We start from the raw sequence: 20,962 nt of genomic DNA, 5'->3' as shown, positions 1-20,962 counted from the left end.
GCCGAAGAGATCCGGTTTTCCATACCAGACGCAATGCGCCCGCACTGGTCTAGGTCAGGTTTCCAAAAGGGGTTACCGGCCGGTTAAGAAACGGGCCGCCCGTCATTCGTCCAATCGCCCTAACAGGCAGGTTGCACATTAGTGCAGACAGCCTCCGGCAGACAGAGGCTAGATGCCCAGTTTTGCCTTCACCTTGGCGAAACTTTCCAGCGTATGGTCAAGATCATCACGCGTCAGGGCAGAAGACATCTGCGTGCGGATCCGCGCTTTGCCCTTGGGCACCACTGGGAAGCTGAAAGCGGTGACATAGATGCCATGTTCATACGCCTCTGCCGCAAACGCCTTGGCGACCTTGGCATCATACAGCATGATCGGGATAATCGGATGTTCGCCGGGCAGGGTTTCGAGGCCAATATGGTCCAGCCCTTCGCGGAAATGGGCGGCATTGGTGAACAGCTGCTGCCGTGCGCCGCCATCTTCGGCAATGTCGAATGCGCGCAGGGCACCGGTGACAATCGGCGGGGCGACAGAATTGGAAAAGAGATATGGCCGCGAACGCTGACGCAGGAGGGCCACCACTTCCTTACGTGCTGCGGTGTACCCGCCGCTCGCGCCGCCAAGCGCCTTGCCCAATGTGCCCGTGGTGATGTCCACCCGGTCCATGCAGCCGCGATATTCATGGGTGCCGCGACCGGTATCGCCGAGGAAGCCGGTTGCGTGACAATCATCGAAATGGACCAGCGCACCGTATTTTTCAGCCAGATCGCACACTTCGTCGAGGCGGGCGATAAAGCCATCCATCGAGAAAACGCCATCGGTAGTGATGAGTTTGAAACGCGCGCCAGCAGCGTCTGCTTCCTGCAATTTCGCTTCAAGGTCGGCCATGTCGTTATTCTTGTAACGAAACCGTTTTGCCTTGGACAGGCGGATGCCGTCGATGATGCTGGCGTGGTTCAATTCGTCTGAAATAACCGCATCTTCTTCAGTCAACAGCGTTTCGAACAAACCGCCATTGGCATCAAAGCAGGACGGGTAGAGAATGGTATCTTCCATGCCCAGAAACGCCGAAATCCGCCGTTCCAGCTGTTTGTGAATATCCTGCGTGCCGCAGATGAAGCGGACCGATGCCATGCCGTAACCATGCGTTTCCAGCCCTTCACGGGCGGCATCCACCAGCCGCGGATCGCCCGCAAGGCCAAGGTAGTCATTGGCGCACAGATTGATGACTTCACGCTGGCCCAGCCCGACATGTGCGCCCTGCGGGGACGTGATTTCGCGTTCGAGCTTGGTCAGCCCCTGTTCTTCAATATCGGCAAGCTGCGCTGCGAGATGGTCCTGAAATTGTCCGTACATTGCCTTATACCTCCCAGTTCAGCACGACCTTGCAGGCCGACCCGTCGAGCATGGCCTGAAAGCCTTCCTCGAACCGGTCTGCGGGCAGGCGGTGGGTGATGATGCCAGACAGGTCCAGCCCGCTCTCGATAAAGACCGACATTTTGTACCACGTCTCGAATATCTCGCGGCCATACACGCCTTTCAGCGTCAGCATGTTGAAGATGACCTTGTGCCAGTCAATCGTGACATTGCCCGATGGCAGGCCAAGGATGGCGATCTTGCCGCCGTGGCACATATTATCCACCATCGAGGCAAAGCCGGCTTCGGAACCAGACATTTCCAGCCCCACGTCGAAGCCTTCGGTCATGCCCAGCTGTTTTTGCACAGCGGCCAGATTTTCGCGGGCCACGTTGACAGTGCGGGTTGCGCCCATGCTGGCAGCACGTTCCAGCCGCCCGTCATTCAGGTCGGTCACCACTACATGGCGGGCGCCGGCATGGCGGCAGACGGCAGCCGCCATGATGCCGATCGGGCCTGCGCCCACAATCAGCACATCTTCGCCCAATACGTCGAACTGGAGGGCAGTGTGGACAGCATTGCCAAACGGATCGAACAGCGCTGCCACGTCCAGGTCGATACCGGGGTTATGCACCCATAGATTGGCTGCAGGCAGCGCCAGATATTCGGCAAAGGCGCCCTGGCGGTTGACCCCGATCCCGCTGGCATTGGCGCACATATGCCGCCGCCCTGCCATGCAGTTGCGGCAATGGCCGCACACGACATGGCCTTCGCCCGAAACGATCTGCCCGGCGTGATAATCGGTGACATTGCTGCCCATTTCCACGATTTCGCCGACGAATTCGTGGCCCACCACCATCGGCACGGGAATGGTGGACTGCGCCCATTCGTCCCATTTCCAGATATGCATATCCGTACCGCAGATGGCAGTCCGCTTCACCCGGATCAGCACATCGTTGATGCCCACTTGCGGCATTGGAACATCTTCCAGCCACAAGCCGGGTTTGGCGTGAGATTTTACGAGCGCTTTCATGCGAATGCCTTTCACCGTGCTGCGGCGATGCGCAGCGAATCCATCTTTGGGTTTCCCATAGTCCCAGATTGTTGCAATGGAAACTAACTGAGTGGCCGCATGGGACGCAACTGCTCAGACGATGAAGCGCGGGATACGTCAAATATGTTATCGGTTCTGGATATTTTTCGTGTCGGGATTGGCCCGTCCAGTTCGCATACTGTTGGCCCGATGCGGATTGGCCAGCGGTTTATCGTGGCGCTTAAAAAGCGGGGCCTGCTGGATCAGACAGACCGCGTGCTGGTGGAATTGCAGGGATCACTGGCGTTAACTGGCAAAGGCCACGCCACGCCCAAGGCCGTGGTGCTGGGTCTGCTAGGGCTTCAGCCTGAAACGCTGGACCCTGCCACAGCAGATGCCGACGTTGCCCGGGTGACGCAGGACGGGCGGCTGAAGCTGGGCGGCACACACGACATCGCCTTTGATCCAGAGGCGGACATTGTGTTTGCTTATGACAATATCCCCGATCTTCACCCCAATGCGATGGAAATGTCCGCGTTTGATGCAGACGGAGCCAGGCTTTTTTCGCGCACCTATTTTTCAACCGGCGGCGGGTTCATCGCATCGCGCAGACAGCTGGAACGGCCTGCCAAGGGCGATCTGGTTCAGGCGGCCACCGATGCCCGGTTCCCATTCGGATCCGCTGCCGAACTTCTGGCCCATTGCGCCGCTGAAAACATGGCTGTGCACGAACTCATCATGGCGAATGAAGAAACGCACCGACCGCGCGCGGAAACCGAAGCCATGCTGGACCGGATTGGCGACGTGATGATGGCCTGTATCGACCGCGGCCTGCGCACGGATGGCGTGCTGCCGGGCAAGCTGCGGGTGAAACGGCGCGCACCTGCTTTGTGGCGCAAGCTGGTGGAAAGCCCCAATTCGAACGAGCGGGAGCAATTGTTCGACTGGCTCAATGTCTATGCCATGGCCGTGAACGAGGAAAATGCCGCTGGCGGCCAGGTGGTCACTGCACCCACCAATGGCGCGGCGGGGATCATTCCTTCGGTCATCCGGCATTATTGTTCGGGGCTGGAAACTGGTCCGGAAAGTGGCCCGGAAACTGGCGGTGTGAAGGCAGATTGCACTGCCAATATCCGCAAGCTCCTGCTGACCGCAGGCGGCATCGGCCTCCTTTACAAGCAGCGCGCGTCCATTTCAGGCGCGGAAATGGGCTGTCAGGGCGAGGTGGGCGTTGCCTGTTCCATGGCGGCGGGCGGGCTGGCTGCCGTATGGGGTGCAACCCCGCAGCAAGTCGCCACGGCTGCCGAAATCGGCATGGAACATAACCTTGGCCTCACTTGCGATCCGGTGGGCGGGCTGGTGCAGATCCCCTGTATCGAACGCAACGCCATCGGTTCGGTCAAAGCGGTCAACGCAGCACGGCTGGCGCTGCACGCATCCGAGCAGATGCATGTCAGCCTTGATCAGGTGATCGAAACGATGCGCCAGACAGGCCTCGACATGTCGACCAAATACAAGGAAACCAGCCAGGGCGGCCTGGCGGTCAACGTTATCGAATGCTGAGAACTGACAGCATCAGAGAAACGCCTTGAGTTCCTTCACGAAATCATCAAACCGGTCATGATGCACCCAATGGCCTGCGCGGTCATAGGAGGTCAGGCTGACATTATCGCCAAAATCCTTGATCCGCCCGTCTTTTTCTGGGTTTGATGCCCAGCTGTCATTGCCATAGATCAGCCGCGTGGGGCAGGTGATCTGGCTCCATAACTGATGGACGTCTTCAGGTGAAAGGTCGTCCGGCGGCCAGACATGCACATGCGGGTCGAACTTCCAGCTGAAGGTGCCGTCTTCATTGCGCATGACAGCATGCAGCGTCAGGTGCTGTGCCTGCGCTTCTGTCAGATAGCTGTTTTCATCACGCATCCGCAGCAGGGCAGCTTCAAAACTTTCATAGCGGCGCGGCTGGCGCGATGCCGCCTTGCGCTTGCTTTCGATCCATTCGCGCCAATGTTCATCAAACGGCTTCTCGCGCCGCTTGGCCACTTGTTTGGGCGATGGGCCAAGGCCTTCGATAGCCACCAGCTTGCGGACATTGTCAGGATACAGCCCGGCATAGCGGAGCGATATATTGCCGCCCAGCGAATGGGCCACGATGGTCACAGGCGCCAGTTCCAGCTGATGGATAAGCTGGGCCAGATCATAGACATAGGCCATGATCGGGTAATAGCCTGTCCTGCTCCACCCGCTGTCGCCATGGCCGCGCAGGTCGGGGCACATGACGTGCCAGTCGTTGCGCAATTCCTCTGCCGCCCAGTCCCAGCTGCGGCAATGGTCGCGCCCGCCATGCAGCAGGATCAGGGGCGGTGCTTCATGGTTGCCCCAATCCGCAAAATGCAGGCGCGTGCGCTGCGAAATGAAGCTTTGCGATGTCGGTCCGATCAGGTCCATGCATTTATCCCGATTGTCTTGCGCCCAAGCGGCACTACCCATTGCACATAGGCCCATTGCACATAGCTAACTAGCTGATACAACATTGGCATAGTGTCTCCCGCTGAAAGGTCCAGTAATGGCAGTTATCGACGTTCCGCAACCCGAATATATGGAAGACGAGGAAATCTCGATGTTCCATGACGCAGTCGGCAAATTCTTCGACCAGCACGCGCCGGAAAAGCGGGTGCGGAAATGGCGAGAAGACGGCCAGGTGGAACGCGAATTCTGGAATGAAGCGGGCGCTGCCGGCATTCTGGGCGTATCGGTCCCGGAAGAATATGGCGGCCACGGCGGGGATTTCCGCCATGACATGGTGGTGGTGGCGCAGCAGGCCAACAAAGGTGTCGAAGGGTTCGCCGCCAGCCTGCACAATGTTATCATCCTGCCGTACATCGTGCGCCACGGCACCGAAGAACAGAAGAAGAAGTGGCTGCCCCGGCTGGTTTCGGGGGAACTGGTATCTGCCATCGCGATGAGCGAACCGGGCGCGGGGTCTGATTTGCAGAGCATCACGACCACGGCGCTGAAAGACGGCAATGGTTACAAGCTGAACGGGTCGAAAACCTTTATTTCCAACGGCCAGACGGCGGATTTCATCGTCGTTGTGGCCAAGACTGACCCCAGCGAAGGCCACAAGGGCATATCGCTGATGTGCCTGGAAACAGCAGGGGCGGAAGGGTTCCAGCGGGGCAAGAAGCTCGACAAGATCGGGCTGGATGCGCAGGACACGTCCGAATTGTTTTTCGACGATGTGTTCATCCCAGCAGACAATGTGCTGGGCGGCGTGGAAGGGCGCGGCTTTTATCAGCTGATGGGCGAATTGCCGCAGGAACGCCTGCTGATCGCGATGGGCGCGATGGCGACCATAGAAAAGGCGCTGGATGTAACCGTTGAATATGTGAAGGAGCGCAAGGCCTTCGGAAAGACCATCTGGGATTTTCAGAACACGCAATTCACACTGGCTGACCTTAAAGCGCGCGGCACTGCGGCCAAGGTCTTCGTCAATGATTGTATCGCCAAACTGCTGAAAGGCGAACTGGATGTGACCACCGCGTCCATCGCCAAATATTGGGTGACCGAATTACAGGGCGAAGTGGTGGACAAATGCCTGCAGCTGCATGGCGGCTGGGGCTATATTAATGATTATCCGATTGCGCGGATGTTCCGCGACAGCCGCATCAGCCGCATTTACGGCGGATCGAACGAAATCATGAAAATGCTGATTGCCCGTTCGATGTAAAGCACTAGCTGGTGGCACTGGCATATGGCCGCGATATTTCATCGCGGCCATCTGTCTGTTTGCCATCATTCGATCGGGCGCTCGCCCACGATGGACAGGCCGTAGCCTTCCAGCGCGACCAGCGAATGGTGTGAATTGGTCAGCAATTCCATATCATGCACGCCCAGTTCCGCCAGGATCTGTGCGCCCACGCCATAATCGCGCAATTCCTCGATTTCAGCGGGTTCCGCCTCGCCCTTATGAGCCTTGGTGATGATGGTGAAACCGCCGGCCTTCATGCGGTTGATCACCACGATCACGCCGGAACCTTCCCTGGCGATGATTTCCATGGATTTCTGCAACAGCCCGGTGCGTGGGCTGTCTTCGGCGAATATATCGCCAAACAGGTTGAGCAGATGCATCCGCACCAGTGTCGGCTTGTCAGGATCGACATTGCCCAGCGTCAGCGCCAGCGTATCATCGCCGGTGGCCTTGTTGTAGAAGCTGATCGCATTCCAGGTGCCGCCAAAGCGGCTGACGAAGCGGGATTCGGCACGCTTTTCCACCATGTGGTCATGCTTGCGGCGATAGGCGATGAGATCGCGGATTGTGCCGATTTTCAGATCATGCTTGCGCGCAAAATCAATCAGATCATCCATCCGCGCCATCGTGCCATCGTCATTCATGATCTCGCAAATCACGCCTGACGGGTTGAGGCCGGCAAGGCGTGAAATATCGACCGCAGCTTCGGTATGGCCAGCCCGTACCAGCACGCCGCCATCACGGGCAACCAGCGGGAAAACATGGCCCGGCGTGACAATGTCATCAATGGTTTTGGACGCATCAATCGCCACGCTGACGGTGCGTGCACGGTCGCCAGCGCTGATACCGGTGGTGACGCCTTCGCGCGCTTCGATAGAAGTGGTGAATGCGGTTTCATGGCGTGTGCGGTTGTTCTGGCTCATCAATTCCAGCCCGAGCTGGTCGCAGCGCTGCTTGGTCATAGTGAGGCAGATGAGGCCGCGGCCATGCGACGCCATGAAATTGATCGCCTGCGGGGTCGCCATCTGTGCCGGAATGACGAGGTCGCCTTCATTTTCCCGGTCTTCATCATCGACCAGCACGAACATGCGGCCATTGCGGGCCTCGTCGATGATTTCCTCAATCGTGGCGAGAACGGGCCGGTCGTCATTTGCTGCAAGGAAAGTCGCAAGTTTGCCCAGCGTTTCGGTAGTCGGGTTCCACTGCTCGTCAGTGCAATCGCGCAGCGAATTGGCGTGGAGGCCTGCGGCGCGGGCGATGGCGGCACGGGACATGGAGCCTGCATCCACGATATCGCGGATTTTCTGCTGGATGATCTGGGGGGTAAATTGTGTCATGCCGTGCGGAATAGACATCGCAATGTGGAATGCCAAGGGTGCAATCACATTTAAATGTGATAAACGGCTTGCCTGTGTGGTGTCTTTATTCGAATTCCGCCACAAGCAGCGCCTTTTGTTAGCAGATCACCGGCGTTCCCTAAAAGGTCGCCAACAATGACGAGCGATTTTTGATGAACGATCTTCCCCCTCAATCCGATGCGCAAGGTCTGCTGTCTGATCGCCTGCGCAAGGCCATGCGCCGCATGCCCGGCCCTGTATCTCTGGTGACGACGCATGATCCTGCGGATGATGCGCCTGCTGGCATGGCTGCATCGGCAGTCATACCTGTTTCGATGGAGCCGCCGTCCATGCTGGTCGCGGTAAACCGCCAGTCGCGCTGTCACGCCGCAATCGAGGCGAATGGCAAATTCTGCATCAATCTGCTGGCGACGGACCAGGCGCATCTGGTGAAAACATTTGCCACCAGTGCGCTGCGAGAGGAACGGTTCAACCAGGCCGAATGGGAATATTCCGGTTCCATTCCGTTTTTACCGGCTGCCATAGCCTGCATATTCTGCGACGTGCACACCACGCTGGTGCATGGCACGCATGAACTGTTCATCGGCAATGCCTATGACGTGCGCCTGCGCGATGCAGACGGGCTTGATCCGCTCGGGTGGATGGAAGGCGGATTTGCCCGGTTCGGCGCGATGGACTGAAGCACGGCAGCGCGCAGGGCGCGGGCGACTTGCCGCTCCTTCAATCGCGCGTCAGTTCCTCGCCAATGTAAAGATCACCCTGACCGTAGAGATATGTCGGGTTGAAATCGCCGTGCTCCTCCAGGCTTTTGCGGTCGCGCACGGTGACATTGCCGCGCCGGAAATCGGCAACGCCTTCGCGGCTCAACGCCCGCAGCGCGCGGTTCATGTGGATGGCAGTGGTGCCGCACATATCGGCAAGGTCGACCTGTGTCAGCGGTGTGCGGAACCCGTCGGGATGGGACAGGCCCACCATTTCAAGACGATACCAGATTTCCGCCAGCATATGCGCCACGCGGCGATAGGCCTTCAACTGCCCCAGTTTCAGCACCCACTGGCGGTGGATTGCCGCATCCAGCAGGGTGGAAAACCAGAACAAGCGCGACAGATGCGGTTCTGAATTCATCAAATCCTGCAACCGGGAATGCGGCACATATCCCACCTTGGCGCGGCCAAGTGTGACCAGATCATGATCCAGCCGTTTGAGAGCAAAGGCGTGAAGGTCGATAAAATCGCCCGGCACCTGAATGCCGACCACATAACGCCGGCCATTTTCAATGATCGTGCGGATGGCGAAGCCTTCGATCAGCATGGTGCTGTGGTCGCATTTTTCCCCGCGCGAGACGAGGCGGTGGTTTTTGTCGAAATCTTTGACTTCGGTGATGGAGCTTTCCAGAATTTCCTTTTCCCGCTCGCTCATGGCGTGGCGCAGGCGCCCCATAAGGAACCGGCCCGTGAGGGGAAATTCGTCTAATTCGTTCTGCATATCACCTGACCAATATTCGCGCTGACCATTCTGTTGCGCCCCCCGCAGGCGTTAAGCAAAATTAACCTGGGATACAATGCCAGTGATCCGGGGAAACTCACCGCATTATATGTCGTTGGCCGCCACTGGAAGAATTGCGAAAGAAGCGTGGCTGATTGTCACTATCGCGTCACATCAGCGCGGCAATTCCTGCATAACAAGGGAATGGCGGTACATGGACGTGATCAATATCTTCCTGACTGAAGAACTGGGCGAAACTCTGGAAGATTTCGTTCACGCAGAAACGCGGTTCACTTTTGACCGGCTGGAAGCAAGCGGCCCACGGCGTCTGGTGGAAGGGCCGGTGTGGGCGTTTGTCGATTGGGTCATGGATGATCTGGCCGGGCTGGAAATGTGCCGCCGGCTGCGGGCCGATGCACGCACCTGCGATGCCCATGTCACCATGGTGCTGGAACGCGATGATGCTGATGACCGGCGCCGCGCATTGCGCGCTGGCGCTGATGATTACATGGTCGGCCCGCTCGACCGGACAAGGGTGCTGGACCGCGTGCTGGCTCTGCAGTCCCAGCATAGCCAGCGCCATGCCGCCCATCTGTTCAAAGTGGGCGAATTGTCGATCAATATGGCCGCTTTGCAGGCCAAATGGGGCACCGCGCCCATTACCCTTCGCCCCAATGAATTTCGCCTGCTGCGCTTTTTTGCCGAAAACCCTAATCAGGTATTGTCCCGCAGCGATCTGATTGCCGGGCTGGGCAAGCAGGAACCGGCGATTGACGAGCGCACTGTGGATGTATGGATTGGCAGGCTGCGCCGCGCATTGCTCGAGGCCGGGGCAGGCAATCCGCTCAGAACCGTGCGATCACTGGGATATGTTCTCGACACGAATTGATCCGGCCAGTTTTCGCAATTGCCACAGGAAAACGGCCGCCCTTGCTGGCGGCCGTTTTCCTGTGTGGAGCGTCAATCAGAACTCGGTGGAGACGGAGAGCGAGAAGCTCTGCCCGACATCATAGCTGTTCACTTCGATGCGATTGGTCCCGTTCGACTGATATTCGAAATTGCCCCGCCCGAAGATGTTGCGGGCTTCTGCCTTCACTTCGAATGGCTGGCCCAACACGCCTACTTCTGCTCGGGCGACAAAATCCACCGTCAGGCCCGGATTTTCGGCAATGTCCGGCAATTGCGCAGTGCCGCGGCTGGTTACCCGTTCGCTGGCGTAATTGATCAGTAAAGTGAATTGCTGGAGCTTGTCGATATCCTCGATACCCAGCTGCAAATTCACCAGATGATCGGACTGGCCGGTCAGCGGGGCGCCATCGCGGAAGAAGTTTCCGGCAGGCTGCGGCCCGCGCGGGAAAATCTGCGTCACGTCGCCATCGGCCACTTTGATTTCCGAAGTGGTCCAGGTGTAGTTGGCCACCAGAACAGCGCGCTTGCTTTCAAACCAGCCGCCCAGGTCCAGCAGATCGTAAGTATACTGGAAATCCAGTTCCGCGCCTAGCAATGTGGCGCTGGGTGCATTGGCAAAGCTGGTTACGCGTTCATTGTCGGAGAAGCTGGAAAACGCCTCGATCGGGTTTGTGATCTTTTTGTAGAAGACCGCTACCGATGTGCGGTTGCCGCGCCCGAAGTAATATTCTGCCCGCGCTTCCGCATTGGTCAGGCGGCTGTCCTGCAGCAGCGGGTTGCCGTTGAACTGGCGGTTGGTTTCCGGATCGTAATAGGTCTGGAAAATCAGCTCGCGGAACTGGGGCCGGGCAATGGTCTTGGATGCACTGGCGCGCAATTGCAGCCCGTCTGCCACTTCATAAGTGAGCGTTACGGCGGGCAGAAAATAATCATTGTGAATGAAAGTGGTGCTGCCCGAATTGGTGGGCGTGGCAAACACTTCCACAGGGTTTACTTCCTGCACCGCATCTTCGTAGCGCACACCGAGATCCAGCGTTACGCCCAGCACCGGTTCAAGCTTGACCTGGCTATAGACACCAAAGATTTCGAGGCCGGCAGCAAAGGCCGGGTCCGACTGGGTCGTCTCGATAAGGCCGATGTCATAATAATCGATCACGGCATCACCCAGCAGCAAATCGGGACGCAGCGCGCCCACGGCATCGTCAAAACTGCTGTCTGCATCGAACAGGAATTCACGGCGCGAGGACAGGCGTTTGGTGTCCGAATAGGCAAACCCTGCCGTCAGCCGCGCCCAGTCTGCCACCGGATAGCTGAAATCCAGCCCGCCATAATAAAGCTCTTCCGACAGGTTGGAGAAGGTAACCGACGCATTGCCGGTCTGGCGGTCGAGCAGGTTCAGATATGTATCGCCCAGCGGGTCGTTCAGATTGTTGGTCCGGACATATTCGAATTCATATTCGTAAGGCGCTTCACGCTGGGTCTTGGCATAGCCGAGGCGAACATCCAGATCCATGTCGCCAAACTTCATGTCGGCCACCAGCTGGCTGTCGATCAGCTGCCGTTGGAACCAGCCGGTTTTCTGGGAAAAGATGCTGTCATCATCCTGGAAATCTGTGCCGATTGAAAGCGCGGATTGTTTCAGGGAATCGCGAATATACAGATTGGTCCAGCGGATCTTGTGCTCACCGATTTCAAGGCCCAGGCCCAGCAGGCCGTTTACCAGGATACGGTTGTCGGTCACAAAATCGCGGAAATCGGTATCAAGGTCGAGATCGGCATTGACCGCGCTTTGCGAAATGATCGAGCGGTTGCGCCATTTGTTGCTGATGGAAGCGGTGGCAATCACCCCGAAACGCCCGTCGCCAAAGGCATCCATGGCGGTGCCCGCCGTGATGCTGCCGGAAAAATTGACCGGAAGTTTGCCGATATTCTGCGTCAGCACGAGGTTGGGATTGCCCAGCTGCTTGGCAATTTCCTGCTGATCCACGCCAAGGTCGCTCATCCGGGCGCCGCTATCGAAAAACGCCTGCAGGGCAGGGGGCGCATCGCGCGTGCCATCGTCAAAGCCGAACCAGTCATAGTCCGACCCGTAATGATCCAGTCCCTTGGAAAATGTGGTCTGCGTATCGCCGCTGATGCCGCCGCTGATTTTCAGGAAGCTTTCTTCCGGCACTGCGCGGGTGGTGAGGTTAATCACGCCGCCGCCAAATTCGCCGGGGAAGTTGGCGGAATAGGTTTTCTGCACCAGCGATGATGCAATGATGCTGGTGGGAAAGATGTCGAGCGGGACAACCCGGCTGAGTGGCTGCGGGCTGGGCAGAGGCAGGCCGTTGAGCAAGGCGAGTGAATAACGGTCACCCAATCCGCGGACATAGACGAAGCCCTGTCCCTGTACGGACAGGCCGGTGACCCGGCCCAGAGCGCCAGCAATATCCCCTTCGCCCGTCCGCGCGATTTCCGCAGCGGAAAGAACCGAGACAACCTGAGTGGAACTGCGCGTCAGGTCGCGGTTCCGTCGCCCCGTTACCACGATTTCGCCGCCGCCACCGGGGATGGAGATATCGGTTTCTTCAGCCTGTTCCGGTTGCGCATCGTCAGCGCCGTCCAGGACGTCAGCAGCATCCGGAGCCGGTTCTTCGGTATCCGCAGGCGTGTCAGCCACGGCAGTCTGCGCGGTCGCCGCAAATGGAAATGTGAGCGCTGTGGTGAGCAGGAGCAGCCCCGCCAGCCGCTTGCCAGTGGACATTATGAAGACCCCTTTATGCATCAGGTCAGTAATTGGATTGGGCGGTGTGCCCGTAAAAATTTTGGGGAGGGCGTCCGGCATTGCCAGACGTCCTCCCCCACAGTGTGCGATCAATAGACAGGCAGCGAAGTACAGGCGCCGTTATTGGTGCCAAAGCTGGCGGTCGCAGAATTGCAGGTCCAGCCTTCATACCAATTATCGGCGGCATTGCGGACTGCGCCCACATACGTCACCGTGTCGAAGAAGCTGGACAGGGCCTTGGGATCAAAGGCTGCCACGGCGTTTTCGTTGGTGCCGTTTATGTAGGTCATCGACAATGTGCTGGTGAAAGAGGAATTGTTGTTCGCACCCGCGCCGAAAATGGCCTGCGTATCGGCGGCAGTCACGCCGCTGCTGCCCGCGCGGAAAGCTGTGTCGCAATCCAGCACCAGTGACTGGAATACCGGCGGGCCCTTGTCCTGCAATCCGGCATTGGCGGCGCGTGTCGTCTGCGTCTGGTCGATGCGCAGGCACGGTGTTCCCGGCGCTGGCGATGCGTCGAGGATGACAGAGTTGACCAGCGCATAATCCGTGCCGCCACGAATGCGGACGACCTGATCACCTGCCCGGCGGTGAATGAAGGTGGCGTTGGATATTTGCGTGTTCTGGCGCGGGGTCTGGTCTTCCAGGCCATTGCTGGAATCCGCCTCGATCATGGTGTCGCCAGCACCGGCGCGCTGGATGGCGATGACATATTGCATATTGGCCTGAACGCCGGTGTCAGTATCAAGCGCGTCATCTTCTGCGCCCACCACGATCAGGTTTTTGACATTCACATGGCCGCCGAAGAATTCCACGCCATCGTCCGAACTGTTGTAGGACATGATGTGGTCAAACTGGGTGCCGGTGCCAGTGCCGCCCGTGGTGAGGGACTGCAATTCGCTGTCGCCTGAAAGCACAAAGCCGGAATAGCGGATCTGCACATAGCTGAGGCGTCCGGAATTATCATTCACGGTCGCACCGCCAAACAGGGCAGGCTGCGCTGCGCCTTCAACCTGGCGTTCGCAGCCGATGGTGCCCGGCGTTGCGCCCGGCGCGATGCAGTCTGTGACAGGCGCCCGGCCGCCCAGAACCACGCCGCCCCACTGGCCTGACGAAGTATCGGTATTGAGGCCCAGCACATTGTCACGGCTGGTAAAGATGATGGGGCGTGTTGCGGTGCCCACGGCGTTGATCTTGTTGCCGCGGTTGACCATCAGGAAGGACGATCCGCTGGCATAGACAATCGCTCCCGCCTCGATGGTCAGCGTCACATTGGTGTCGCTTGCGCCATCTGCTGCGTCAGCCGTCGGGCCGCCATCGGAACCCACATCCACACGCCCGGCCATGCGGTATAGCAGACCGTCGATCTGGCGCAGTGTCGATGATGAATTGAAGCGCGCTGGCAGGGCGCAGACACGGTATTCCCCTGTCGGGCCGGAAATTGTACCTTCATCTGTCAGGCCCTGCGCATCGGAAATGGTCGGGCAGCCCGCAGCAGGCGTAACCAGCTTGGTGGTTGGCGGCGGTGTGGGTGTTGGCGTGGGTGCGGCGGGATTGTTGATGGTGATATTACCGCCGGTTCCTGGCGAGGCAATGTCATCTGCGCCGCATCCGGCAAGCGCCAGAGTACTGCAACCAAGAATGAGCGATCGGTGGAAATATGTCACGAGCGGCGGTCCCCTAAAAACCGAGAATCAACAAAGTGCGAATTGACTTCGCGACTCACCCGCTACGGCTCGCTCATGACAGTTTGTGTGCAATATTTCGGTTTTAATTCAGTGACTTTACTATGACAGAAGTCTGACAAATATGACTTGCGGTGTCTGGCGGGCGGTTAAGCAATTTTGCGAAATGGCCGCCGGTTTTATTGTGCTGGCGCGGGCCAAATATTACAGTTCAATGACAATGTTTCATTTTTATTGCAGCCATGGCGCCTCGCGCGCATCATTATGCCATAATAACTGCCGGGAGAGATAGAATGGCTCTTGTATCAACACTCGCGCTCGTGATGCTGGCCCAAGCCGCGGGCGAGTCAGCGGTCCCGTTTCCGGCCCAGTCAATGGACCGGGTCGAAGTCGCCTATGAAGAACTGGCCAGCGGGCAGAACAGCGCGGCAATCGCACGGATTGAACGCAGCGATGCAGCAGATGGTGAAGACCCTGCCCGGCTGATCAACCTCGCCATTGCCCATGCGCGCGAAGGAAATGTGGCAGCCGCGCGGGCGCTGTTCATGAATGCGGCCCGCCTGGATACACGCTACCGGCTGGAGACTGCCAATGGTGAATGGACGGATTCGCGCGAGCTTGCGCGCCGCGGGTTGGCCATGCTGGAGCGCGGCGAAATCGGGCAGGCCACCAGGATGGCTTCCCGCTGATCCGGCGCTGACGCGTCGCAACTATGATATTGTCCTAAAAATCAGCAATGACAGATAGATGTGGCCCGCCTGGATGATCCGGGCGGGCCATTGTTTTGCACTGCGAAGTCCTTTCCCGGCCGGTGTTCAGCTTGCTGTCACAGGCGTGTCATGTAGTGTGCCCAGAGGGGTCGGACGGAGGAATTCATGATTCTCACGAGTCCGGGCCGGCTTGCGCTTTTTGCAGGTCTGGCCCTCGCGTCAGCGCCAGCCAGCGCCGACGTGCTTGAAATTGGTGACGATGGTGCGCGCTGGATTGCCGGCGAGCAGGCAGCCCTGCCTGGCGGGCAGCCCCTGGCCGTGGCCACGCACATTGTTGAACTGGGCGCTGATTATGAAGTACCTGCCAATGCATATGCTGATCCGTCACGCCATTCGGTCAATATCCCCCCGCAATACGCCGCCAAGGTCCACGAACTGGCAGCACGGTTCGATCTCAGCCCGACGCTGATCGAGGCGCTGGTATGGCAGGAAAGCCGGTGGCAGCCCGCTGCCCGCTCGCCGGTCGGCGCGCGCGGTCTGGCGCAACTGATGCCCGGCACTGCCCGTGAAATGGGTGTGAACCCGGACGATCCCTTCGCCAATCTGGAGGGCGGCGCGCGCTATTTGCGGCAGCAGATGGACCGGTTCGACGGAGACATCGAAAAATCGCTGGCAGCCTATAATGCGGGCCCCGGGCGCGTCATCCGCGCCAATGGCGTGCCGCAGATACGCGAGACACAGACCTATGTCGCGGCCATCCTCGGCCGTCTGTCCAACCATTCCCGGAGTAGTGAATAAATGCGTTTCCCCCTTCGTCTGGCCGGTGCGATTGCTGCTTTCAGCCCTACGGCCGCATTTGCCCAGGCCGCCAGCGATCCACAAGGCTCCGGCCCGATTGTGGCCGCGCTCGGGTGGCTCCAGGGCACGCTGCTGGGCAATGTCGCAACCGCCGTTGCGGTAATGGCCGTGGCAGCTGTTGGTTTCATGATGCTGACGGGGCGCGTCAACTGGCGCTTCGGCGCCACTGTCATCATCGGCGTGTTCATCCTGTTTGGTGCCAGCACGATTGTGGCCGGCATCCAGGGCGCGTCGGGGGGCTAGGCTGAATGGAACTCGCCCGTCATCCAGTCCATCGCGCGCTGACGCGGCCGCAGATGTTTGCCGGCGTGACGATGAATTTCTTCATCATCAATTTCCTGGTGACGACTGAATTGTTCCTGATGCTGAAAAGCTTCTGGATCCTTCCGGTGCCCATCATCCTGCATGTCATCGGCTATTTTGCCTGCCTGCGCGAACCCCGCATTTTCGACCTGTGGCTGACCAAGGTGAGCAAATGCCCGCGGGTGAAGAACTGGAAGCGCTGGGGCTGCAACAGCTACGCACCATGAGGTGCAGGGTTGATAATGGTGTCAAAGGCCTGAGGAGGGCCGAACGCATATGAGCAAGTGGATCGGAGCCGCAGCATGGAGCGCGAAGGAAGCGCGCGCCGGCGACCGGCTGCCCTATGCACGCCTGATCGACCAGCATACCATGCTGCTGCGCGATGGATCGGTGATGACCGCCATCCAGGTGCCGGGTCTGCTGTTCGAAACGGAGGACAGCGATGCGCTGAATGCCCATTCGGCAACCCGCGAAGTCATGCTGCGGTCCACGCTCGATGCCCGCTTTGCCCTTTATCACCATGTCGTGCGCCGCCGCGTGGAAGTGGAACTGGATGCGACCTTTGAAGACCCGCTTTCCGCCCATATCGACGCGCGCTGGAAGGAACGGCTGGGCAGCGGATCGCTGTTCATCAACGACCAGTTCGTAACGCTCATCCGCCGCCCCGCTCGCGGCAAGGCGGGCCTGGCAGAACGTGTGTCCAGAATGTGGAGCCGCAAGGGTCAGGCCGAAGTGGAAGCGGACCCGAAGGATGTCCGTTCCCTGAAGGCGGCTGCTACCGGCCTTGTCGCCTCGCTCGGCGCTTATGGCGCGCAATTGCTGGGCGATTATGCAGGCAGCAGCACCCATACCAATAATGAATTGCTGGAACTGCTGAGCGCACTTTACAATGGCGAAATGCGCCCTGTGCGCAAGCCGTCCGGTGATACCGACATTGGCCAGATGCTGCCTTACCGGCGCGCCAGTTTCGGGCTGGATGCGATGGAGTTGCGCGGTTCGGGAGATCCGGATTTCTGCGCCATGCTCAGCCTGAAGGATTATCCCGATGCCACGTCCCCCGGCCTGATTGATGGGCTGCTGCGCCTGCCCTATGAAATGGTGCTGAGTGAAAGCTACGCCCCGTCCGAACGGCAGACCGCGCGCGAACGGATGGATCTGGCCATCCGCCGCTTGCGGTCGGTCGATGAAGATGCGGCAGCCGAACGGGCCGATATGCTTGCCGCGCGTGATGCGCTGGGCAATGGTGCGGTGGGCTTTGGTGACCATCATCTGACCGTGCAGGTGCGCGCGACCGATCTTTCGCGGCTGGACGAAGCGACTGCCGCCTGTGCCGCGGCGCTGGCCGATATCGGCGCGATTGCAGTGCGCGAAGACACCAATCTTGAGCCGTCCTTCTGGGCGCAATTCCCCGGCAACGAGCAATATATCGTGCGCCGCGCCATGATCTCCTCGGCCAATATGGCCAGCTTCGGTTCGCTGCACGGATTTGCGCTGGGGCAGGCCAGCGGCAATCATTGGGGTGAAGCGGTCACGCTGCTGCAAACCACCAGCGCCACGCCGTTTTTCTTCAATTTCCACCATGGCGATCTGGGCAATTTCTCGGTCATCGGGCCGTCGGGTTCGGGCAAGACCGTGGTGATGAATTTTCTTGCGGCTCAGGCCCAGAAATTCAAACCGCGGACGATTTTGTTCGACAAGGATCGCGGTGCGGAACTGTTCGTGCGCGGCATTGGCGGGCGGTATGACCGGATCAGTGCGGGCGAGCCAACCGGCTTCAACCCGCTGGCCTTGCCCGACACGGCCACCAACCGTGCCTTCCTGCGCGATTGGCTCGGTGTTCTGCTGAAGGCGGAAGGGCCGGAGGAACTGGCCACCATCGCGCAGGCGGTGGATGCGACTTACGGCAATGACCCATCGCTGCGCCGCCTGCGCCATTTCAGGGAATTGCTGTCCGGCGCGCGCCGTCCGCAGCCCGGCGATCTGGCAGACCGGCTGTCGGCGTGGATTGGCGCAACCGGTGAAGGTGGCGGCGAAAACAGCTGGCTGTTCGACAATGAAACAGACCGGCTGGACCTTGGCAATCGAGTCCTTGGTTTCGACATGACCGCGTTGCTGGAAAACCCGAGGCTGCGCACGCCGACGATGATGTATCTGTTTCACCGTATTGAAGAACGGCTGGATGGCGAGCCGACCATGATCCTGATTGATGAAGGGTGGAAAGCGCTTGACGATGAAGTGTTTGCCGCCCGCATCCGGGACTGGCTCAAGACCCTGCGGAAGCGAAATGCGCTGGTCGGCTTTGCCACGCAAAGTGCACGCGATGCGCTGGAAAGCCGGATTTCGACCGCGTTGGTCGAACAGACAGCCACCATGGTGTTCATGCCCAATTCGCGCGCCCGTGCGGAAGATTATTGCGACGGTTTTGGCCTGACGCATCACGAATTGGCGCTGATCCGGTCCCTGCCGGCGCATAGCCGCTGCTTCCTGGTGCGCCAGCCCGATGCATCGGTGGTGGTGCGGCTGGACCTGTCCAATGCGCCCGAAGTGCTGACCGTGCTTTCCGGCCGCGAAGCTGCTGTGCGCCGGCTGGACCTGCTGCGCGCTGCGGTGGGGGATGATCCGGCGGACTGGTATCCTGCACTGACGGGCCATCCATGGCCCGGAATGAACCATGATGGTGCTGACACCGGCATTCCCGATACGCCGGCCAAGGCCGAAATGCCGCTGCGACTGGCCGCCGAATGAACGCCGCCTGCCAGAACACGATGGCCGAAGTCGGCAATGGCGTGGCGGCCGCCCTGCGCGCGGTGGATTGTGCCGCGTCCGAGATGACCGGCGCTGCCTTCGGGCGGCTGTTCGCGCCCGGCGGCGCGCTGGGCCCGGTGCTGTCCATCCTGCTTGGCCTGTTCATCGCCTTTTTCGCGATCGCCCTGATGCTGGGCCGCACCAATCTCAGCGTGCGGTCGCTGGTGCCGCGCATGATCACGCTGGGGCTGGTGCTGACGTTTGCGACCAGCTGGCTGGCCTATCAGACGGTGGTGTGGAACCTGGCGATTGGCGCGCCGGACTATCTTGCCACCGTGCTGACCGGGGGCCAGGGTTCTGCCACCACCACTTTTGCCGACAAGATCGACATTGTCTTCAGCGCGATTGAACGCGCCACACAGGCGCAGGCGGGCGGCGAAGCTGCGGATGTTTCGGCTTTTTCGCCCATGGGAATGCTGTGGCTGGGCGCCATGCTGTTGCTGCTGGGGACAGTCGGCGTACTGGTTACGGCGCGCATCGGCCTTGCCGTGCTGCTGGCGCTGGGGCCCATTTTTGTCGTGCTGGCCCTGTTCAATGGCACCCGCGGACTGTTTACCGGCTGGCTGAAAGGCGTGGTGATGCTGGCGCTGACGCCGCTGTTTGCCGTGCTTGGCGGCAGCCTGATGCTGGAACTGGCGGTGCCCGTCCTCGCTTCGCTGAATGCAGTGCCGGGGCAAGTGGACATGCGCAGCGCCATGGCGTTCTTCCTGATCGGCGCGGTGCATGTCGCGCTGATGATCATGGTGCTGAAAGTATCCGCCACCATGGTCAGTGGCTGGCGCGTTTTCGGGCTGGCTGACAAGCAGGAAAGTTCCGGTTCTGCCAGCAGGGCGGGCGCTGCTGCAGGCCATTCCGGCGCTGCGCCGTTAAACGCGGTTGCGGCCCCGGCAATCGCTGCTGCCCCGTCACGCCAGATACCTCTTTCCGGCATCGTATCGGCCTTACCCGCGAATGATGCGGGCACTGGCAGCGTGGCAGGCGCAGCGCGGGAAACCCGGATCATATCCTCTCCCGGCAGTTCCGCTCAGGTTCAGCCTATTTCATCCAGCACATCGCGTACCAGCGGAATTGGCAACCGCTTCCGGCCTGCCAATACGCGCCCTGCACATATCAAAAGTGCAGGAAGCCGCCTGACGGAGAGAACGAAATGAAACGCGCGTTTATCCTTGCCCTGCCGGTGATGGCCGCATTGTCATGGGCGCTGGCGGCCCCGGCTGTGGCGGAGGATGCCCGGCTGGTCGAACGGCTGTATAACCCTGCCGAAGTCGTGCGGATTGATGGCCGCACCAAGGTGCAGGCGACCATCGCGTTTGACGATGCGGAGCATATTGAAAATGTCGCCATCGGGGATTCGCAAGCCTGGCAGGTAACGCCCAATAAGCGCGCCAACCTGCTGTTCATCAAGCCTTTGTCGCCCACTGCCCGCACCAATATGACCGTGGTCACAGACCGGCGGACCTATCTGTTCGATCTGGTCGCCAGCCCCAAAGCCAATGCGATTTACGTCCTGCGCTTCAGCTATGCTGATGAGCCCGAGACAGAAGAAACCGTCCTGGCAGGGGCGCCCACGGCCATGGAAATGGCCGCCGCCAGCGATCCTTATGCGGTGGTCGATCCGGCCGAACTCAACTTTGCCTGGGCAACCGGCGGGGACAATGCGCTGCTGCCCGCGCGAGCCTATGATGATGGCAATTCCACTTTCCTGTCATGGGCCGAGGGAAAGCCCGTGCCGGCCATTCTGGTGAAAGATTACAAGGGCACCGAAGGGCCAGTGAATTTTGCTGTGCGCGGCACCACTATCGTGGTGGATGGTGTGCCGCCCGAAATCATCCTGCGGTCAGGCAAGGGCGAGGCAAGGCTGGTCAATCAGGGGCCGCCGCGCCCCGTCAGAACTGCGCCTTCCACCGCATTTGCCCAAGCTGAGGGATCATAGATATGCGACTTG

18 protein-coding genes are annotated in these 20,962 nt (G+C 59.7%); 11 read left to right on the top strand and 7 right to left on the bottom strand.

All coding sequences use genetic code 11. The features are described from left to right. Positions 1–168: 168 nt before the first annotated feature. Both GRI44_RS08290 and tdh read right to left on the bottom strand, forming a co-directional pair. A complete protein-coding gene (locus tag GRI44_RS08290; RefSeq protein ID WP_160601084.1) occupies positions 169–1,353 on the bottom strand; it encodes a glycine C-acetyltransferase in 1,185 nt (394 codons plus the stop codon). Positions 1,354–1,357: 4 nt separating this feature from the next. Further along, positions 1,358–2,386, bottom strand: coding sequence for an L-threonine 3-dehydrogenase (gene tdh / locus GRI44_RS08285; protein ID WP_160601082.1), 1,029 nt, complete (start codon positions 2,384–2,386; stop codon positions 1,358–1,360). Positions 2,387–2,530: 144 nt separating this feature from the next. Between tdh and GRI44_RS08280 the strand changes: the two genes are divergently transcribed. After that, on the top strand, positions 2,531–3,949 hold the full coding sequence (locus tag GRI44_RS08280) for an L-serine ammonia-lyase (RefSeq protein ID WP_160601375.1): 1,419 nt from the start codon (positions 2,531–2,533) through the stop codon (positions 3,947–3,949). A 12-nt stretch (positions 3,950–3,961) separates the two neighbouring features. On the opposite strand, the gene GRI44_RS08275 is transcribed toward GRI44_RS08280, so the two are convergent. Next, positions 3,962–4,834 (bottom strand): alpha/beta fold hydrolase, encoded by an 873-nt coding sequence (locus GRI44_RS08275; RefSeq protein WP_160601080.1) that lies wholly within the window; start codon positions 4,832–4,834, stop codon positions 3,962–3,964. Between the two features lie 118 nt (positions 4,835–4,952). On the opposite strand from GRI44_RS08275, the gene GRI44_RS08270 reads away from it, so the two are divergent. Further along, on the top strand, positions 4,953–6,116 hold the full coding sequence (locus tag GRI44_RS08270; RefSeq protein WP_160601078.1) for an acyl-CoA dehydrogenase family protein: 1,164 nt from the start codon (positions 4,953–4,955) through the stop codon (positions 6,114–6,116). Between the two features lie 65 nt (positions 6,117–6,181). Here the strand turns inward: GRI44_RS08270 and ribB are convergent, their stop codons facing one another. Further along, on the bottom strand, positions 6,182–7,474 hold the full coding sequence (gene ribB / locus GRI44_RS08265; protein ID WP_160601076.1) for a 3,4-dihydroxy-2-butanone-4-phosphate synthase: 1,293 nt from the start codon (positions 7,472–7,474) through the stop codon (positions 6,182–6,184). 173 nt (positions 7,475–7,647) lie between these two features. Between ribB and GRI44_RS08260 the strand changes: the two genes are divergently transcribed. Then, positions 7,648–8,175 carry a flavin reductase family protein gene (locus GRI44_RS08260; protein ID WP_160601074.1) on the top strand — a complete coding sequence of 176 codons (528 nt, stop codon included), beginning with the start codon at positions 7,648–7,650 and terminating at the stop codon, positions 8,173–8,175. A 40-nt stretch (positions 8,176–8,215) separates the two neighbouring features. Here the strand turns inward: GRI44_RS08260 and GRI44_RS08255 are convergent, their stop codons facing one another. Next, on the bottom strand, positions 8,216–8,980 hold the full coding sequence (locus GRI44_RS08255; protein WP_160601072.1) for a Crp/Fnr family transcriptional regulator: 765 nt from the start codon (positions 8,978–8,980) through the stop codon (positions 8,216–8,218). Positions 8,981–9,194: 214 nt separating this feature from the next. Between GRI44_RS08255 and GRI44_RS08250 the strand changes: the two genes are divergently transcribed. Then, on the top strand, positions 9,195–9,869 hold the full coding sequence (locus tag GRI44_RS08250; RefSeq protein ID WP_160601070.1) for a winged helix-turn-helix transcriptional regulator: 675 nt from the start codon (positions 9,195–9,197) through the stop codon (positions 9,867–9,869). Positions 9,870–9,944: 75 nt separating this feature from the next. Here GRI44_RS08250 and GRI44_RS08245 read toward each other — a convergent pair whose 3' ends face one another. Together GRI44_RS08245 and GRI44_RS08240 are read right to left on the bottom strand one after the other, a co-directional pair. Beyond that, the gene (locus GRI44_RS08245; RefSeq protein WP_160601068.1) at positions 9,945–12,635 is read right to left on the bottom strand and encodes a TonB-dependent receptor domain-containing protein; all 2,691 of its coding nucleotides are present in this window, start codon (positions 12,633–12,635) and stop codon (positions 9,945–9,947) included. A 110-nt stretch (positions 12,636–12,745) separates the two neighbouring features. Next, positions 12,746–14,323, bottom strand: coding sequence for a hypothetical protein (locus GRI44_RS08240; RefSeq protein WP_160601066.1), 1,578 nt, complete (start codon positions 14,321–14,323; stop codon positions 12,746–12,748). Between the two features lie 311 nt (positions 14,324–14,634). On the opposite strand from GRI44_RS08240, the gene GRI44_RS13880 reads away from it, so the two are divergent. From GRI44_RS13880 to GRI44_RS08205, 7 genes are all read left to right on the top strand, one after another. After that, positions 14,635–15,030 carry a hypothetical protein gene (locus GRI44_RS13880; RefSeq protein ID WP_202386172.1) on the top strand — a complete coding sequence of 132 codons (396 nt, stop codon included), beginning with the start codon at positions 14,635–14,637 and terminating at the stop codon, positions 15,028–15,030. Positions 15,031–15,216: 186 nt separating this feature from the next. Then, positions 15,217–15,849: a lytic transglycosylase domain-containing protein gene (locus GRI44_RS08230; RefSeq protein ID WP_160601064.1), complete on the top strand. Its 633-nt coding sequence runs from the start codon at positions 15,217–15,219 to the stop codon at positions 15,847–15,849. Further along, entirely contained in the window at positions 15,850–16,152 is a 303-nt protein-coding gene (locus GRI44_RS08225) for a TrbC/VirB2 family protein (protein WP_160601062.1), read from the top strand. Positions 16,153–16,157: 5 nt separating this feature from the next. Next, the gene (locus tag GRI44_RS08220) at positions 16,158–16,439 is read left to right on the top strand and encodes a type IV secretion system protein VirB3 (protein ID WP_160601060.1); all 282 of its coding nucleotides are present in this window, start codon (positions 16,158–16,160) and stop codon (positions 16,437–16,439) included. Positions 16,440–16,488: 49 nt separating this feature from the next. Next, positions 16,489–18,957, top strand: a complete 2,469-nt coding sequence (locus tag GRI44_RS08215) for a VirB4 family type IV secretion/conjugal transfer ATPase (protein WP_160601058.1) — start codon at positions 16,489–16,491, stop codon at positions 18,955–18,957. Beyond that, entirely contained in the window at positions 18,954–20,168 is a 1,215-nt protein-coding gene (locus GRI44_RS08210; RefSeq protein ID WP_160601056.1) for a type IV secretion system protein, read from the top strand. The genes GRI44_RS08215 and GRI44_RS08210 overlap by 4 nt, the downstream gene beginning before the upstream one ends. Continuing rightward, positions 20,165–20,950 (top strand): TrbG/VirB9 family P-type conjugative transfer protein, encoded by a 786-nt coding sequence (locus tag GRI44_RS08205; RefSeq protein WP_160601054.1) that lies wholly within the window; start codon positions 20,165–20,167, stop codon positions 20,948–20,950. The genes GRI44_RS08210 and GRI44_RS08205 overlap by 4 nt, the downstream gene beginning before the upstream one ends. Positions 20,951–20,962: the final 12 nt, after the last annotated feature.

Origin of the sequence: Allopontixanthobacter confluentis, from assembly GCF_009827615.1 — a bacterium.
In the GTDB taxonomy this organism is placed as follows: Bacteria; Pseudomonadota; Alphaproteobacteria; order Sphingomonadales; family Sphingomonadaceae; genus Allopontixanthobacter; species Allopontixanthobacter confluentis.
Note: the sequence above shows the minus strand (reverse complement) of the source record. Positions and strands in the feature narration are given on the sequence as shown.

What these genes read in the sequence shown, in the direction of transcription:
- tdh (WP_160601082.1), bottom strand. Translation starts at nt 2,386, where the DNA reads ATGAAAGCGCTCGTAAAATCTCACGCCAAACCCGGCTTGTGGCTGGAA.
- GRI44_RS08260 (WP_160601074.1), top strand. Translation starts at nt 7,648, where the DNA reads ATGAACGATCTTCCCCCTCAATCCGATGCGCAAGGTCTGCTGTCTGAT.
- GRI44_RS08210 (WP_160601056.1), top strand. Translation starts at nt 18,954, where the DNA reads ATGAACGCCGCCTGCCAGAACACGATGGCCGAAGTCGGCAATGGCGTG.
- ribB (WP_160601076.1), bottom strand. Translation starts at nt 7,474, where the DNA reads ATGACACAATTTACCCCCCAGATCATCCAGCAGAAAATCCGCGATATC.
- GRI44_RS08270 (WP_160601078.1), top strand. Translation starts at nt 4,953, where the DNA reads ATGGCAGTTATCGACGTTCCGCAACCCGAATATATGGAAGACGAGGAA.
- GRI44_RS08255 (WP_160601072.1), bottom strand. Translation starts at nt 8,980, where the DNA reads ATGCAGAACGAATTAGACGAATTTCCCCTCACGGGCCGGTTCCTTATG.
- GRI44_RS13880 (WP_202386172.1), top strand. Translation starts at nt 14,635, where the DNA reads ATGGCTCTTGTATCAACACTCGCGCTCGTGATGCTGGCCCAAGCCGCG.
- GRI44_RS08225 (WP_160601062.1), top strand. Translation starts at nt 15,850, where the DNA reads ATGCGTTTCCCCCTTCGTCTGGCCGGTGCGATTGCTGCTTTCAGCCCT.
- GRI44_RS08250 (WP_160601070.1), top strand. Translation starts at nt 9,195, where the DNA reads ATGGACGTGATCAATATCTTCCTGACTGAAGAACTGGGCGAAACTCTG.
- GRI44_RS08220 (WP_160601060.1), top strand. Translation starts at nt 16,158, where the DNA reads ATGGAACTCGCCCGTCATCCAGTCCATCGCGCGCTGACGCGGCCGCAG.
- GRI44_RS08280 (WP_160601375.1), top strand. Translation starts at nt 2,531, where the DNA reads ATGTTATCGGTTCTGGATATTTTTCGTGTCGGGATTGGCCCGTCCAGT.
- GRI44_RS08245 (WP_160601068.1), bottom strand. Translation starts at nt 12,635, where the DNA reads ATGTCCACTGGCAAGCGGCTGGCGGGGCTGCTCCTGCTCACCACAGCG.
- GRI44_RS08215 (WP_160601058.1), top strand. Translation starts at nt 16,489, where the DNA reads ATGAGCAAGTGGATCGGAGCCGCAGCATGGAGCGCGAAGGAAGCGCGC.
- GRI44_RS08290 (WP_160601084.1), bottom strand. Translation starts at nt 1,353, where the DNA reads ATGTACGGACAATTTCAGGACCATCTCGCAGCGCAGCTTGCCGATATT.
- GRI44_RS08230 (WP_160601064.1), top strand. Translation starts at nt 15,217, where the DNA reads ATGATTCTCACGAGTCCGGGCCGGCTTGCGCTTTTTGCAGGTCTGGCC.
- GRI44_RS08275 (WP_160601080.1), bottom strand. Translation starts at nt 4,834, where the DNA reads ATGGACCTGATCGGACCGACATCGCAAAGCTTCATTTCGCAGCGCACG.
- GRI44_RS08205 (WP_160601054.1), top strand. Translation starts at nt 20,165, where the DNA reads ATGAAACGCGCGTTTATCCTTGCCCTGCCGGTGATGGCCGCATTGTCA.